The following is a 14,387-nucleotide window of genomic DNA, read 5'->3' on the forward strand; positions in this document are numbered from 1 at the left end:
CATCGCTTATCCCACTTGAAATTGTTCCACCCTGCCGCGATTGCCACGTGGCAACTTGGCCTGAAAGCCGCTTGGCGAGGGTTGCGTTGCCACGTGGCAACCGGCGTTCATCGTCGCGGGTGATCCACTGCGTGTGCCTCGCCGCGCCAGACGTAACATATTCATATACTGACGTGTTTCGAGTTGTTGCCACGTGGCAATTCATGTCACGCCACCTCCCCTGCCCGGCTCTGCCAGGTGCGCAGGACATCCTTCTCGATGTCGAGGCAGACCTCGTTCAGGTACTTCACACAGCGGTTGTGGACCTCGTGGGAAGTGACCGGTCGATCCAGTTCGAAAACGGTCTTCATGCGAGAGCTTGCGTTGTCGATTTCGGCGCTCGTACGCAGCACCGAACTGATCATCGAACCTCCAAAAACCTGACGCATCATGGTCAGGATTTCGCTTTGCATCGATTTGCTTTCGTCCACCCTACTTCCGACGAGGCGGATGAAATTGTATGCCGGCTTCACCCTCCCCGCGAGCTTTTCCAGCTGCCGCATGGTAGTGCGCGCCATGTCGATGAAGGAAACGGTTGACGCAAAGTCGATCACGCTCGGCGGAACCGGTATCACCATCGCGTTCGCCGCCTGGAGGACAGCCATGGAGACCATGCCGAGGGCTGGCGGTGGATCCATGATAACGACGTCATAGTCGTCGACCACGTCATCGATCGCTTGCGCGATCATGTCGATGATGTCGAAGCTCTGGTTCTGCGCCAGATAGCCCGCGATCTCGTATTCGAGATTGTAGAGCTTGAGGTTGGCAGGGATCAAATCTAGTCCGAAGAAATGCGTCTTGCGGATGATCTTACGAACCCCGAGCAGCTCGGGATTGTGGAAGTGCCCGTAAAGCGTGTCTTCTTCTGACAGGTCGATATCAGGTCGATACCCGAACATCATCGTCGAGCTTGCCTGGCTGTCGCAGTCGATGAACAGCACGCGATAGCCACGAATGGCGAAATGCTGCGCTAGGTGAAGTGCAATCGTCGACTTGCCCACACCTCCCTTGAAGTTCGACACGGAAATGATGGCCGGCACGTCCTCAGGCGAGCGCCACGGCCGCGTACCGAACACCTCGCGCATATGGTCGAGTTCCTCGAGTGAATATTGCACCCGGTGACCGGACGCTGTCCGCCCCCGCGCCGGCAGGCGGCCGTCCCGTTCGGCCTCGCGGATTGCAGAAGCCGTGCGGCTAACCAGCGCCGCCGCCTTCGAGATGGGGAAGGACGGCCCCTTCTTCGCGCCAGTCTCTGGATCAATTGCGTTGTCCCGGATCCGTTTCAGGATCGTGAGCGCGCGCCGGTGCAATAGGCCGAGACCGTCATCCAGCAGTTCGTCCTGAGGTGCTTCTAAGGTTTGTTCGCTCGCCATGGCCGCCACTTTGTGAGATTGAAGCCAATCTCTACCGTCGTTGGCAGTTTGGAGCAAGAATTGTCCACCAACCTTGCAACTTCACCGATGATCTCCGAGCCGTTCTGGGGCTTCGAGAGTTCGCCGGCTCCTGACTTGCGGCAGCGACCGATGATCTCGGTGCGGTTTTCCGCGGCCAGTGCGTTCCCGAGCGCTCAGGCCGTTGTGGGGATCAGGGCTGTGGATAACCGCCGATGATGTCGGTGCGAGCCGATGAACTCGGTGCCGGAAAGCGATGATCTCGGTTCCGACCCGACCGATGATCTCGGAGCCCATACCTAAAGACTCGAATCCCTATAGAAATCCGATTGGGCGAATCGTTTTTCAATTTTGAAAAGGGGAGGGAGCAAACCGCACCGACATCATCGGTAAATTTGGAGGTTTCGCCCTGCTGCCGGCGCTGAAACTGCCAACATGCTTGCCAAAGCCGTCCGAAGCTGTTGAAAGGAGCCAATCAGAGCCCGTGAGTCGGGGAAGGGCAAAGGCATGAGCGGTGACAGCCATAAACCGATAGGGCATCAATACGCTCTGGCCATGCTCGACGGCGGCGAGGACCGGGTTCGCCGGGTCGCCCAGGCCGCTGGCACCCAACTTACGATGGACGCCTTCCTACGCGTTCATGACGAAGAACCGGTTCCGGCTTTCCTCCATTCCGCGCTCTGCGCCATGAGCCTACCCACAAAACGGCCGAAGGACGACACCCAGCCGATCTTACGCGAAGACGGCAGGTATGCTCTCGCCATCAATCCCAAGCCTATTCTTCAGACGGTGGACGGAAAGCCCGTCTTCCGTAGCTTGGGAGTTCCGTACGGAGCCTATCCGCGAGTCGCGCTGATTTATTTGCTTTCCCAGGCCGTCACGAAGCGCTCGCGTGATGTTTATCTGGGCCGCAACTTCACCGAGTGGATGCGCCGGCTCGGGTATCAGACCGTGTCCTACGGACCGCGCGGCACGGCCAACCTCATGCGCGAGCAGGTCGACCGTCTGCTCGCTTGCGAGTGGCAGATCCGGTGGGACGGGACGGATGCCGGCGATAACGCCTTCGCCGTCCGAGACGTCAAGATCTCCAACGAATATGCCGGAAGCTTGGGCGCGAACGGTGCTTTTGCCCGCGAGATCCGGATGTCCGAAGCGTTCTATAGCCATTTGGTGGATCATGCGGTACCGCTCAACGAAGTCGCCATCCGCGAGTTGAAGGGCACCCCTACGGCGCTTGATCTCTATACCTATTTGGCATATCGGCTACCGCGGATCACAGGCAAGGGTCAGGTCATATCCTGGGATCAGCTTGCCAAGCACCTCGGCAACGATGCCGACAGCAAGCGCTTTCGTCAGACGGTTCGAGAGACAATGCAGCTCGTGTCGGCTGTCTATCCGAACGCAAATGTCGATCTCTCGGGACGCAAGGTCGTGCTTCACCCGTCCCCGGCGCCGCTGGAGCGCAAGCTCGTGGGGTCACACTTGCGGCTCATCGGTGCTCAGCCGGATCAAACGGCACCGAGATCATCGGTCAGCGCGCCAAGAGCGAAAGCTCAGGTCGGCAAGGACGAGCCCAAGCAGGCTTTCCCTGCAGGTTCGATGAGCTACGGAACACGAGAGGCAGCCTTTAGAGCGATTGGCCTTGAAAAAGGCAAACCCTGGTCGGTCGATGATATGGCGACAGCGTTCCGGGCAGGCTTTCCGGGGATCAAGCAGCCACGGACCGACACCGAATGGCTACGCGTCTGGGAGGCGTTCGTCATCCGCTATGCCGAGCGGCGATCTCAATCCGGCAGCGAATGACCGATGATCTCCGTGCGTTTCCGATGCTGCCTGAGAACAGCAGCAGTCGAGGGAGCAACCCTGCCGTCGCCATCCAAGGTAAGCCTAGAGGGCCGCTACGAAGGTGCCCCCCAAGGCTCATAAGAAGAAGATGTAGCTCGCCAGTTGTAGCTGGCTCAACCCCCGCAAACTCACATAGACAGCAGCGTTGACTTCACCGGCGGCATTACGCTGATCTGCAGGTCCTTGTTGGTCCTTCGCCCGAGATTCAGGCTAATCCCTTGAACTCCATAGCATTTCGCTAGGGGTCCGGCACAAGGTGCAACGCTGCCCAGGCCAGCCACTGTGCACGCCCCCAGTTCCTCATCTGAACAGTTCAGGCCGCGTAGAGATGCCCCCCGAAGCTCATACAAAGCGAAGAGAAAGACGGCGGCACCTCGCTGACGCGACGGCTGCTTCACTGTGGGCGCATGGAAAGAGGGGAGGGGGAGGGCTAGCAGCGAAAGGATGAGCTCATGTCCCTAGTCGCTCTCAAGCCCAGCCAGGAGCTGGTCGATTTAGTCGGATCCCTCGGCGGGCAATGGCATGGCCGGGTCGCCATGTGCCGTTGCCCATCCCATGCTGACAACAGGCCGAGCCTTTCCTTGCGCCAAGGCAATCGCGGAATCCTCGTCACCTGCTTTGCCGGGTGTGATCGAGAAAATGTCCTGCGCGAGCTCCGGCGTGTACCAAACCGCGGGCCGTTTACCTACAATGACGGGCCCTTGCCCCACGCCGGCAATGTCGAACGTCTTTGGGCTGAAGCGCAGCCTGTCGAGGGCACCCTGGCGCAGCGCTACCTCGAGCTTCGCAGTCTCTGGCCGCTCAGTGAAGGCCTGCGTTTTCATCCGCGTTGTCCGTTTCGGCCCAAGCCCTGGACCAGCTACCACCCCGCCTTGCTCATCGCCGTTCGCGAGGGCCGGCAACTGAAGGCGGTGCAGCGCATATTCCTCGACCCGGCCACCGCAAGATACCGCATGAAGCTGATGCTCGGCCGACCAGGAGCGGGAGCATGGCAGGGAGAAGGGGAGGGGAGTGACACGCTTGCCCTCGCCGAAGGCTTTGAGACGGCTGCCGCCTTCACCCGGCTGAACGCCATTCGGTGCTGGGCCAGCATGGGAGCGCGCCGCTATGCCCATCCTCGCCTGCCCGATACGCTGCGACGCTTGATCCTGGCGGGAGATGATGACGCGGAAGGGCGACGTGCGGTGGAATTTGCCGAAACCATCTATGCCCGGCCGGGCCTTGTCATCGAGCGAAGCTTTCCTCCTGGGCATAATGACTGGGCCGATGTCCTGGAGAGCATGCGCTGACGACCTCCCGGCACTTCATGCCGCTTCGCTCTCCTGCCCCGGCTTATCATCGGGCAAAGGCAGCCGAACTGGTCTGCCCCAGAGATACCCCTGCGCTTCATCGCAATCTTCGGATCGCAAAAGGCGCAATTGCTCCTCACTCTCAAGCCCCTCGGCAAGAACCGGCACTTCAAGGCTGCGGCCGAGAGCGAGAACCGCTCGAATGATCGCGCGCGCCTGATGGCTTGTTTCGGACTCGAGAAGGAAGGATTTGTCGATCTTGATCTTGTCGAAGGGGAACGAGTTCAGCGTGTCGAGCGATGAGTAGCCGGTGCCAAAATCGTCGATAGCGATCGACACTCCCAGCGCCTTGATTGTCAAACGGCGTTCAAAAGGGACCCCCGATCGGCGTCGAAGAGGGACCCCTTTTCGGATATGATGTTGGTTTGTTGAAGATGGCCTTGCGCTGCGTGCGGCGGAGGGCGGGCGTAGCCCGACCGGAGGCGCGCGCAGCGCAAGATAGATTTTTGAAGGCGCCGAAGGTGGCTGTCAGCTGCGGTTTTTGAAGCGCCAGCTGTCGTTGCCCGTCTCGACGATATCGCAGTGGTGGGTGACGCGGTCGAGCAGCGCCGTGGTCATCTTGGGATCGCCGAACACGGTCGGCCATTCACCGAAGGCGAGGTTCGTGGTGATGATGACGCTGGTGCGCTCATAAAGCTTGCTGATGAGGTGGAACAGCAACTGCCCTCCCGAGCGGGCGAACGGCAGATAACCGAGCTCGTCAAGCACGATCAGGTCGAGCCGCGACAGCTGCGCCGCCAGGGTCCCGCCTTTGCCGATCCGGGTCTCCTCTTCGAGGCGTGTCACCAGATCGACGGTGTTGAAGTAGCGGGCGCGAGCGCCCCTTCGCACGACATTGGCGGTGATCGCGATGGCGAGGTGGGTCTTGCCTGTCCCCGTGCCGCCGACCAGCACGATATTGCGGCGAGGCGGGAGGAAGGAGCCGTCGTGAAGGGAGCGGATCATCTCCTCATTGATCGGTGTGCCCTCGAAGCTGAACCGCTCCAGGTCCTTCACCACGGGCAGCCTCGCAGCCGTCATCCGATAGCGGATGGAGGCTGCATCCCGGTGGGTCGCCTCGGCACGGAGCAGGTCGGTCAGTATCTCCATGGTGGTGCGCTTGCGCTGGAGGCCGGTAGTGACCGCCTCGTCGAACGCCGCCGCCATGCCCTTGAGTCCGAGGCCGCGCATCGTGTCGATCATATCATGCCGCTGCATCATAGCCTCGCAGCAGATCATAGCGGGCACAGTCGGCGAGCGGAGGATGCTGCAGCATCCGGTCTTCCGAAGTGACGATGCTGTGGGGTGTCGCCGGCTCGCGGCGCCGGGAGAGGATGTTGAGGATCAGCTCGTCGCTGGCCGTTCCGTTCGCCAACGCTTCGCGCACGGCAGCCTCTACCGGCTCCAGGCCATCGGTGAGGACCGCCGAGAGGACCCGCACGAACCTGCGATCGGCCTCGTCCCCGGTGCCGAGCCTTCGCCGTAATCGGTGCAGGGCGGGCGGCAGATCCCAGTCCTGGAACGGTGCGCCGTTACGCAGCGCGCCGGGCTTGTGCGCGAGGACCGGCAGATAATGCCAGGGATCGTATATCGTGCGGTTCCGACCGAAGTGGCGCTCATGCTCCCCGACGATCGCATCGCCGCAGCGTATGACGATGCGATCGGCATAGGAGCGCACCTGAACGGTCCGGCGTGCGGCCGTCGACATGACCGAGTAGCGGTTGCGATCGAAGCTGATGAGGCATGTGCCGGTGACGGCATGCTCGCTCTCATGGAAGCCGTCGAACGGTGCCAGGATCGGCTGCAGGGCCGGTCGCTCCATATCCAGCGCCTCGGCGACGGTAATATCCCCGCGTTCGGGATGGGCATGATGCTCGGCCCAGCGCCGGCACTCGGCCTCCAGCCACCCGTTGAGCTCGGCCAGGCTGGCGAACCGGAGCCGCGGCTGGAAGAAGCGGCCTCGGATCGTCTGGACCTGCTGCTCGACCTGGCCCTTCTCCCATCCCGCCGCCGGCGAGCAGGCGGTCGGCTCGACCATGTAATGATCGGTCATGATCAAGAAGCGGCGGTTGAACACACGCTCCTTGCCGGTGAACACGGCCGTCACCGCCGTCTTCATATTATCGTAGATACCGCGTCGCGGCACACCGCCAAAGAACGCGAACGCCCGGGCATGGGCATCGAACAGCATCTCCTGGCCCTCGCGCGGATAGGCCCGGACATAGGGTGCGCGCGAGGCGCAGAGACGCATATGCGCCACCTTCACCCGCATCGGCTTGCCGGCGATCTCCACATCCTCGTGGCTCCAGTCGAACTGGTAGGCCTCACCCGGCTGGAAGGTCATCGGGATGAACGCCGGTGCGCCTTCGCCAGCATCCTTCCGCCGCGCAGCACGCCAGCGCGCCGCATAGCGGCGCACCGCATCATAGGATCCATCGAACCCCTCGCGCACCAGCAGGTCATGGATACGCGTCATCCGTAGCCGATCGCGACGGCCGCGACCTTCGTTCTCCTCAAGCAGCGCATCGAGACGATCCTGATAAGGACCGATCCGCGGCAGCGGCTGGACTTTGCGCTGATAGTTGAACGCCGCCTCCGGCGACCGGATCGCTTTGCGGACGACCTTCCGCGACAAACGAAGGTCACGAGCGATCGCCTTGATCGCCTTACCCGCTGCATGCTCACGCCGAATCCGAACCACTGTCTCCACGATCAACATCCCGTTCTCGCCAACTGATCAAAACCAGTCGGCCAACTAAATCCCCGGGATGAAGGGGTCCTTTTTGCACGCCGATCACCCCACGAAGGGGGTGCCTATTGCACGCTGATCCTCACGCCAAGGGCGAGCCGGATCGGCTCTACAAGAACGCCACGGAACTGCTGAAGCGCAAGAACGCGGTCCGCCGGCTTGCCCGCGCCGAGGGGCGACCACTCACCGAAGATGAACAGCTCCTCACGCTGATAACGCCCGCAGCGGTACGCGTGTTCAAGGAGCTTACCGATCTTGCCCGCAACTGCGCTGGCAAGGTGTTCCCAACCTGGGAATGGATCGAGACGCACACCGGACTCTCTCGCGCGAGCGTTGGACGCGGGCTATCGATCCTCTCCAAAATGGGATTGCTCGACAAACAGCGCCGGTGCGTACCGATCGATCCTCCCGCCGATCGTCCAAAGGCCCGCAACGCACAAACGTCCAACGTCTATCGGATGAGCTTTCCCAACAGGCTCGCGCGATTCCTTCCGCGTTTTCTACGGCCCATTCCTCTCCCCGATGACGTGGTGCAGCGTGAGGTCGACCGGATCGAAGAGATCGAGGCGATGAGGCTATGGCGCTCGCCCCGACAGGTTGTTGCCGAGGAGATTGTGGATGTGGACCTGCGGCGCATATTGGACAGCCTCGCCATGGCCATCGAGAACCAAGAGTCTCAAAAAAATGGTCAACCGCTCCTAGATTCATATTATATAAGCTGTGAGAAGAGTTGGCCTGGTCGGCCAACGCCCTAACGCCTGACGGCGAGACAGCCCTAGAACCACCAACCCCGACTAGCCACAGCCGCCAACGCCAGATTGAGCCGTGGAACGCGGCGCTGTGCGCCGCGGTGCTCCCGAAAGGAGCAAGCGTTTACCGTGGCGCTCAAAAGGCCGCCTTCATGCTTGGTTCAGCTGATTTTCGTTGATGAACGGGACCATAGCGCCAGTCTGCGCAGCTTAAGAGCGCTAATCCAACGATGCCACCCTTCCCTTCGCGCGCTCAACGCGACTGCATCCCTTAGCGCAAACTGATCCAGCCTCCGGTAACTTCGGCACGATCAGAGAGTTAAGGAAGCGACAGGATCTTACTGTTAGGTAGCGAACATGCCCCAAGCGACAGTTCAGGCCTGGCTCTCCCTCTATGCCGCCGTCGGCGTCATGGCATTAATGTGCGCTACCTTCGCAATTGCCAAAACAGCTTACGACTATCGACAGGGGGGAATCGGTCTTCCCACAACATCGACGCTGGATAAGATGCTCGTGCTCCCCAGGGTCTGGGTACGTTGGCAGATCAACTATCTCCAAGGTGCGCCGGCAGTTTTATGTATTGCGATCTATTTTGCACACTATCTGGGGTTTGAAACACTCGTTGATGTGTAGGCAAACAATTCGACCCCCCTGCCCTGCGCTATCCTAGGAAGACTGGGGTGGGAAGCCGTCTGGATCGACGCCATTCTTGACACGCCGTTGCTCCAACCCTTGGTGATTGCGGCAACATAATCGATCGTCTCACGGAACGGCGGTATCCGGCCGAGCATACGAACGCGACCCGGACCGGCATTATAGGCTGCCAGCGCCAAGTCGACCCTTTTGAACTCGTCTAGGTGAGAACGAAGATACCTCGCCCCTCCCCTCAGATTGGCAAGCGGATCGCGAGAGTTGTAAACGCCCAACCCGCGCGCCGTGCCAGGCATCAACTGGGTCAGGCCAACGGCGCCCTTGGGCGAGACCACAAGCGGATCATACTGGCTTTCCTGGGCCACTAGAGCGTCGAGAAGGCCGGTCGGGACCCCAGCTTCACAAGCTACGGCTGAGATCATCGGGAAATAGCGCGCTCTTCGTGCCTCCTGCCAAGGGGCCAGATCGCCACGCGGACGGTATGGCGTGATTGAGCAGGCGGCCGGACTATACATGAAGGGTGCGACGACATTTTGCGCAGCCCGAGCTGCGCCGGTCATCACCGTGCCGGTCTGCATCCAAAGAGGAACAGAAACCGAAGGATTCGGTATATCCGAACCCCAGGCGTTCTCTCCCGCTGTAATATTGCGGAAATCGGCTTGAAGTCTTTCCGGCGAAACACCAATCTCAGGCACGTCTGCTTGCCTGGGGATAGCGCGCGCGGGACCGACATCAATTACAGCACCCCGGGATATGTCACCAAAGGCGACGATCTCGACTCTACGCTGCGACGCAGCGACGGGTGAAGAAACGGCCGCGATCGCTGTTACACCTGTTACAAGTCTTATTGCGAGGCATGAGTTCATAGCTTCAAACAGCCAGAGTCGACCAATCCGGTCAATGTGGAAAAAAATTACACTGTGGGTCCGTCAAGGGGTGACTTGTTGAGCTAAATTGGCAGAGCGCCCCTCTACTCGACGTCAGTCTGATCGTATCAGATCGTGCAACTACCAAATGAGCTTTGCTTCCGGGCCCTAAGTCACTTGGCTTCGGTCAAAGCCCGCTGTGCACGATTGTGTGCACGCCCTCATCGCTCCTGGGCGCATGACGATCCTAATCGGATAATTTGACGAACCGAGTTAGAGGTTATACCGGATTATTGAGATCACCCGATAATCTGGGAAACCGGATATTTAGGAATATCAGGTATGATGTGTTATCAGGTATAAGGGATTATCGGGTAAGCCCTCTTATCAGGTGCAAGGAATTATCGGGTCATCTCGAGTACCCGGTCGACGCCAATACCGGGTTTCCATTCCAATCCGGTTATGGCATATACCAGGTTAATTGCCATATCTGGTCATCGATGAAATCCGGTTGATAAGCATATCCGATTGATACCAAAACCCGGTTTGCGAAAGCGCTCCGGGCAACAACATTCAGGGGGTCCCCATGCCAACAATCACGATCGCGTCCCCGAAAGGAGGGGCCGGCAAGAGTACCACAGCGGTCATTCTGGCCACGGAACTCGCTCACGCTGGCGTGCCCGTTACGCTTCTAGACTGCGATCCGAATATGTCCGTCAGCCTTTGGGCAAGCCGAGGAGCATTGCCTCCGAGAATCAAGGTTCTCAACGACGTGACGGAATCGACAGTCATCAAAACAATCAAAGAATTCGATCGCGATGGGGAAATCGTCATCGTCGACATGGAAGGTGTGGCTTCACGACTGATGTCGCGAGCGATATCGCAAGCCGATCTTGTTATTACACCGATGCGAGCAACCACTCTCGATGCAACAATCGGCGCACGCGCGATCGCCCTGATAATGGAAGAAGAGGAATCGCTGGGTCGGCAGATTCGATATGCCGCGGTATTCACGATGACAAAAACAGTCCGTTCCAAGCAGCATTCCGGGATTGTCGCTTCGCTCCGTGGACAAGGCGTTGACGTTATAGAACCCGACCTGTTGGAACGATCGGCTTTCTCCAGCCTCTTCGAATTCGGTGGCGATCTCTACACGATGCCACCCCAGGGGAATGCAGTCGCAGCACAGCAGAACGCCTCAGCATTTATGCAAGCCGTCGTAGAACGACTGAAGGAGACTGCACGATGACCGAAAAGCCAAGTTTCGCCATCGACATCGGTGGCCTGAAAACCCGGCCAAAACCACAAGATGCGTCTGCACTCCGAGCGGCAGACGAGGCGGCAGAAGAACATGGGTTCGTTTCTCGCGACCCTGAACCTCGCAAGGCTGGTCGGCGTCCAAGTCCAAGAACAGGACAAGTCCACGCCAAGGTACTGCCGCATGTCGCATTAGAAATCGCGGATGAAGCTCAGCGCCGAGGCGTCACCCAGGGCGTACTCATCGAAGAAGCCTGGGCGCTGTTTACGAAGGACCGCTGATAGGACGATCAGAAAAGGGGAGGGGGGTCGAGCAGACGAGAAAGGATATGTGATGCCCCTCGTTGCCCTTAAACCCACCCAGACCCTCGTCGATATCGTCGGCACCCTTGGCGGCACATGGCACGGCTTCAACGCCATGTGCCGGTGCCCTGCGCACGCAGATTCCAAACCCAGCCTGTCGCTGCGGCAAGGGCATGACGGCATCCTGGTCCATTGCTTTGCCGGCTGCGCGGCAGACGACGTCCTGCGCGAGATCGCCCGCATCGAACCGGGTCGTCGCTACGAGCCACCTCCCGCCCAGCGCGCTGGACGCCCCGCAAATCTCGAGCGATTGTGGAACGATGCTCTCCCGATCGAGGGTACGCCGGCGCAAGCCTATCTGCGCTTTCGCGGTATCACCGGCACATTCGACGACTTGCGCTTTCATCCGCGCTGCCCGTGGGGTCCAAAGCCCCTGACCCGTTTTCTCCCGGCCCTCCTGGTCGCGGCGCGGGAAGGGCGCGTACTTCGAGCGATCCAGCGTATTTTCCTCGACCTTGAGACCGGGAGCTATCTCGACAAGGTCACCCTGGGAACGCCGGGCGGCGCGACGTGGCAGGGGGTGCGCGTTCGCGAGACACTCGCCCTTGGCGAAGGGTTCGAGACGTCGGCTGCCTTCAGCCAGATCCACGGCATTCCCTGCTGGGCGACCCTTGGCGCAGCGCGCCTCGACCGTGTTTATATCCCCGCGAGTGTCACCACGCTCATCTTCGCCGAGGATAATGATTTCGAAGGGCGGCGCGCGCGGCGGAAAGCCTGGGCCGCCTACCGCCCACAGGGGTTCATCCTCAAGCGGATGCCGCCACCGCCGCGCTTCGGCGACTGGGCCGACGTCCTGAAGCCAGGAGCCTGAAGGGGAGGGGGATCGGGTTTGCGAGCTGCACGAGCAGCCCAAGCCCTGGAGATCCCCATGACCGACCTGTTCGATACGGCGCCTGCCCGCGCCGGAAATGCCACCGCTGCTGCCCGTCACGTCGCGGCCTCGATCGCAAGCGGGGTCAAAATCACCCGCGCCAAGCTTAACGACGCAATGGCAAACGCCTTTGGCGGCAGCGACGCCGATGGCCACTGGACCCAGCGCGAGAGCTTCGAAATCCTCGAGCATGCGACCGTCCTGGCGGTCAATGGCGGGGCAAAGCCTCCAAGCATCGCAGAGGCGATCGCTCTTGTCGGCCGACTTCCCACCCAGACCGTCCGCAGCGAGGAACAGATCGACTGGCAGCAATTCTCGACGCCGCTCGACCTTGCGGCGGTTGCCTGCTTGCTTGCCGCGCCACAGGACGACGATATCGTCCTTGAACCGAGCGCGGGCAACGGCCTGCTGATCGCCTGCCTGCCACCTGTCGCGGCGCTTCATCTCAATGAGATCGACCCGGCCCGCCGCGCTCGGTTAGCAGCGGCCTATCCACTTGCCAGCGTCACAGGGCATGACGGCGCACAGATCGCCAGCGTCATGACGGCAGCACCGCGCCCCGGCCTCATCCTCATGAACCCGCCATTCTCGCGGTCGCTCGGCCGCGGCGCCGATGCGTTGGCAGCCGTCCGCCATCTCCAGGCCGCCATCAAACGTCTGGCACCGGGGGGACGCGTCGTGGCAATCATGCCCGACTGGTTTGCGCAATCGGCACGCATGGCATCGGTCTGGTCGACCACGCTCGCCAGCGTCAGCCTCCGCACCTCGATCCGGCTCACCCATGCCTATGGCAAGCACGGCACCGGGGTCGCAGTCCGCCTTTACGTCATCGACAAGGCCGTGGGCGATACCACGACAACAACGATCCAGCGCCGCGATGTCGCTGACCTTCTCGATGTCCTCGCGATCCCGCCACGCCTGCCAATGACCGCGGTCGCGCCAACGCCTGTCAAACGCAGCGGCCCGATCTCGCTGATGCGCAGCGTCAAGTCGAAGCCCGCCGCCACGCCGCGAATCTTCCGCGCACCGGCGCGCAACGACGTGCTTCCCGTAAGCTATGCCGTCCTCGAAACGGCGGCACCGCTGGCCGAGCAGACCGGCGTCTATCTTCCCTATCGCCCGAGCCGGATCGTCTTCGATACCGCTGGGGAGCATCCGACCGCCCTGGTCGAATCCATCGCCATGGGCTCGATCCCGGCGCCGATCCCCTCCCATGTGCCCGCGCTCCCTGAGCGAACCGTGACGGACAGGCTGTTGTCCTCCTCGCAACTCGAGACCGTCGTCTATGCCGGTCATGCCTGGACCCAGTTCATCCCCGGCCTGTCAAAGCCCGACAAGGAAGGCGTCGGCCTGGTCCTCGCCGACGACGGTCGGGCCTATCGCAAAGGCTATTTCCTGGGCGACGGCACCGGGGCAGGGAAGGGGCGTCAGGTCGCGGCCGTCATTCTGGACAACTGGCTTGCCGGTCGTCGCAAGAATATCTGGATCAGCAAGAACGAAGCACTGCACGCCGATGCGATCCGGGACTGGACCGCGCTGGGCGGTCTTGCCGCCGATGTGCAGCCGCTCTCGCGCTGGAAAATCGACGAGCCGATATCGATGGCCGAGGGAGTCCTGTTCGTCACCTATCCGACCCTGCGCTCAAACCGGGGCGATGCCACGCGGCTCGACCAGATCATTGCCTGGGCAGGTGCCGATTTCGACGGCGTGATCGCTTTCGACGAAGCCCATGAGATGGGCGGCGTTGCAGGCGGCGAGGGATCGATGGGCACCAAGAAGGGGTCGCAGCAGGGCATCGCAGGGGTCCTGCTCCAGAACCATCTGCCGCTCGCGCGCGTGCTCTATGCGTCCGCCACCGGCGCGTCCGAGGTCAACAATCTTGCCTATGCGGTGCGGCTCGGCCTGTGGGGGCCAGATACCGCCTTCGCCAACCGTGAAGCCTTTATCACCCAGATCCGTCAGGGTGGCATCGCGGCGATGGAGCTGGTCGCCCGCGATCTCAAGGCCACAGGACTCTATACCGCGCGCGCACTCAGCTTCGCAGGCGTCGAATACGACATCCTGCGCCACGAACTGACGCCCGAACAGATCGAAGTCTATGACACCTATGCCGACGCATGGGGTATCTTATGCGCAGCTCGCCATAAGATGCCTTATCGCGAGGAAGCGGTAATGCGGAGGAACGCGGCGTAGTCCTGCAAAGCTGCGGAACATTTCGCCACGTCCTTCACATTATTCTATAGGGTGTCGAGCCATCCCATCAGATTGGCATCTCGCT

Annotated in this window: 13 protein-coding genes and 1 pseudogene; 8 read left to right on the forward strand and 6 right to left on the reverse strand. The window is 61.0% G+C overall.

The annotated features are described in order from the left end of the window. Positions 1-206 precede the first annotated feature (206 nt). A complete protein-coding gene (locus CG471_RS13505) occupies positions 207-1,412 on the reverse strand; it encodes an AAA family ATPase (RefSeq protein ID WP_099232178.1) in 1,206 nt (401 codons plus the stop codon). A 525-nt stretch (positions 1,413-1,937) separates the two neighbouring features. Here CG471_RS13505 and CG471_RS13510 point away from each other — a divergent pair. Then, positions 1,938-3,233: a replication protein RepA gene (locus CG471_RS13510; protein ID WP_069336927.1), complete on the forward strand. Its 1,296-nt coding sequence runs from the start codon at positions 1,938-1,940 to the stop codon at positions 3,231-3,233. 536 nt (positions 3,234-3,769) lie between these two features. On the opposite strand, the gene CG471_RS31685 is transcribed toward CG471_RS13510, so the two are convergent. Continuing rightward, the gene (locus tag CG471_RS31685) at positions 3,770-4,099 is read right to left on the reverse strand and encodes a hypothetical protein (protein WP_306552743.1); all 330 of its coding nucleotides are present in this window, start codon (positions 4,097-4,099) and stop codon (positions 3,770-3,772) included. A gap of 129 nt (positions 4,100-4,228) precedes the next feature. Between CG471_RS31685 and CG471_RS31690 the strand changes: the two genes are divergently transcribed. Further along, entirely contained in the window at positions 4,229-4,564 is a 336-nt protein-coding gene (locus CG471_RS31690) for a toprim domain-containing protein (RefSeq protein WP_306552744.1), read from the forward strand. 15 nt (positions 4,565-4,579) lie between these two features. Here CG471_RS31690 and CG471_RS13520 read toward each other — a convergent pair. The 3 genes and pseudogenes from CG471_RS13520 to istA all read right to left on the reverse strand — a co-directional run. Then, positions 4,580-4,918: pseudogene (locus CG471_RS13520) on the reverse strand (EAL domain-containing protein); the annotation flags it as partial. Between the two features lie 174 nt (positions 4,919-5,092). Next, positions 5,093-5,821 carry an IS21-like element helper ATPase IstB gene (istB, locus tag CG471_RS13525; RefSeq protein ID WP_031304487.1) on the reverse strand — a complete coding sequence of 243 codons (729 nt, stop codon included), beginning with the start codon at positions 5,819-5,821 and terminating at the stop codon, positions 5,093-5,095. Further along, entirely contained in the window at positions 5,808-7,322 is a 1,515-nt protein-coding gene (gene istA, locus CG471_RS13530; protein WP_063977055.1) for an IS21 family transposase, read from the reverse strand. Before istA ends, istB begins: the two co-directional genes overlap by 14 nt. Positions 7,323-7,420: 98 nt before the next feature. Between istA and CG471_RS13535 the strand changes: the two genes are divergently transcribed. Further along, on the forward strand, positions 7,421-8,107 hold the full coding sequence (locus tag CG471_RS13535) for a helix-turn-helix domain-containing protein (RefSeq protein ID WP_257211535.1): 687 nt from the start codon (positions 7,421-7,423) through the stop codon (positions 8,105-8,107). 351 nt (positions 8,108-8,458) lie between these two features. Continuing rightward, the gene (locus CG471_RS13540; RefSeq protein ID WP_063977162.1) at positions 8,459-8,734 is read left to right on the forward strand and encodes a hypothetical protein; all 276 of its coding nucleotides are present in this window, start codon (positions 8,459-8,461) and stop codon (positions 8,732-8,734) included. On the opposite strand, the gene CG471_RS13545 is transcribed toward CG471_RS13540, so the two are convergent. Continuing rightward, the gene (locus tag CG471_RS13545; protein WP_234781661.1) at positions 8,701-9,447 is read right to left on the reverse strand and encodes a lytic transglycosylase domain-containing protein; all 747 of its coding nucleotides are present in this window, start codon (positions 9,445-9,447) and stop codon (positions 8,701-8,703) included. The two genes, CG471_RS13540 and CG471_RS13545, sit on opposite strands and share 34 nt — an antisense overlap. A gap of 757 nt (positions 9,448-10,204) precedes the next feature. Here CG471_RS13545 and CG471_RS13550 point away from each other — a divergent pair. Genes CG471_RS13550 through CG471_RS13565 form a run of 4 tightly spaced genes read left to right on the forward strand, consistent with a single transcriptional unit; the run spans position 10,205 to position 14,302 of the window. Next, positions 10,205-10,867 carry a ParA family protein gene (locus CG471_RS13550; RefSeq protein ID WP_063977163.1) on the forward strand — a complete coding sequence of 221 codons (663 nt, stop codon included), beginning with the start codon at positions 10,205-10,207 and terminating at the stop codon, positions 10,865-10,867. Beyond that, on the forward strand, positions 10,864-11,157 hold the full coding sequence (locus CG471_RS13555; protein ID WP_081261105.1) for a chromosome partitioning protein ParB: 294 nt from the start codon (positions 10,864-10,866) through the stop codon (positions 11,155-11,157). The genes CG471_RS13550 and CG471_RS13555 overlap by 4 nt, the downstream gene beginning before the upstream one ends. A gap of 52 nt (positions 11,158-11,209) precedes the next feature. Further along, complete coding sequence (locus CG471_RS13560) at positions 11,210-12,049, forward strand: toprim domain-containing protein (protein ID WP_063977164.1); 840 nt, start codon at positions 11,210-11,212, stop codon at positions 12,047-12,049. A gap of 57 nt (positions 12,050-12,106) precedes the next feature. After that, positions 12,107-14,302 (forward strand): strawberry notch family protein, encoded by a 2,196-nt coding sequence (locus CG471_RS13565; RefSeq protein WP_099232180.1) that lies wholly within the window; start codon positions 12,107-12,109, stop codon positions 14,300-14,302. Positions 14,303-14,387 lie beyond the last annotated feature (85 nt).

The organism is Sphingobium sp. IP1, from assembly GCF_002708645.1.
Taxonomy (GTDB): domain Bacteria; phylum Pseudomonadota; class Alphaproteobacteria; order Sphingomonadales; family Sphingomonadaceae; genus Sphingobium; species Sphingobium yanoikuyae.

Excerpts from the sequence above, each read along its gene's own strand:
- istA (WP_063977055.1), bottom strand. The coding sequence starts at position 7,322 with ATGTTGATCGTGGAGACAGTGGTTCGGATTCGGCGTGAGCATGCAGCG.
- CG471_RS13510 (WP_069336927.1), top strand. The coding sequence starts at position 1,938 with ATGAGCGGTGACAGCCATAAACCGATAGGGCATCAATACGCTCTGGCC.
- CG471_RS13540 (WP_063977162.1), top strand. The coding sequence starts at position 8,459 with ATGCCCCAAGCGACAGTTCAGGCCTGGCTCTCCCTCTATGCCGCCGTC.
- CG471_RS13560 (WP_063977164.1), top strand. The coding sequence starts at position 11,210 with ATGCCCCTCGTTGCCCTTAAACCCACCCAGACCCTCGTCGATATCGTC.
- CG471_RS13565 (WP_099232180.1), top strand. The coding sequence starts at position 12,107 with ATGACCGACCTGTTCGATACGGCGCCTGCCCGCGCCGGAAATGCCACC.
- CG471_RS13550 (WP_063977163.1), top strand. The coding sequence starts at position 10,205 with ATGCCAACAATCACGATCGCGTCCCCGAAAGGAGGGGCCGGCAAGAGT.
- CG471_RS31690 (WP_306552744.1), top strand. The coding sequence starts at position 4,229 with ATGAAGCTGATGCTCGGCCGACCAGGAGCGGGAGCATGGCAGGGAGAA.
- CG471_RS31685 (WP_306552743.1), bottom strand. The coding sequence starts at position 4,099 with ATGAAAACGCAGGCCTTCACTGAGCGGCCAGAGACTGCGAAGCTCGAG.
- CG471_RS13505 (WP_099232178.1), bottom strand. The coding sequence starts at position 1,412 with ATGGCGAGCGAACAAACCTTAGAAGCACCTCAGGACGAACTGCTGGAT.
- istB (WP_031304487.1), bottom strand. The coding sequence starts at position 5,821 with ATGCAGCGGCATGATATGATCGACACGATGCGCGGCCTCGGACTCAAG.
- CG471_RS13555 (WP_081261105.1), top strand. The coding sequence starts at position 10,864 with ATGACCGAAAAGCCAAGTTTCGCCATCGACATCGGTGGCCTGAAAACC.